General features: G+C 58.9%; 1 pseudogene. It reads right to left on the bottom strand.

Annotation, left to right across the window (positions count from 1 at the left end):
- Nucleotides 1-103 precede the first annotated feature (103 nt).
- Nucleotides 104-246, bottom strand: a pseudogene (locus IZU87_RS18240) (IS1380 family transposase); the annotation flags it as partial.

Raw genomic sequence — 246 nt, 5'->3', positions numbered from 1 at the left:
CTATATAACGTTCAGGAATTAATCACGCCGTTAAAGCAGCCGTCATCGTCGACCGTCGCTGCGGTCGCTCGATTCTTGAAGCTATGGTGGTTGCGCCGAACGTCAGCTGAGCGCGGTCAGCTTCGGCGCTGCCGCGCTTGCGATAGAGTGCCAGGATCTTCTCGGGCGGCCAGTCGAACTTGCCGAGGTTGGTGACCAGGAAGAAGGCATGCAGCAGCAGGTCATCGGGGCGTTCCTGAACCACCA

This window comes from Cobetia sp. MC34 (assembly GCF_018340035.1).
Lineage (GTDB): Bacteria > Pseudomonadota > Gammaproteobacteria > Pseudomonadales > Halomonadaceae > Cobetia > Cobetia amphilecti.
The sequence above is the reverse complement of the archived record's forward strand: the minus strand, read 5'-3'. Positions and strand labels throughout refer to the sequence as shown.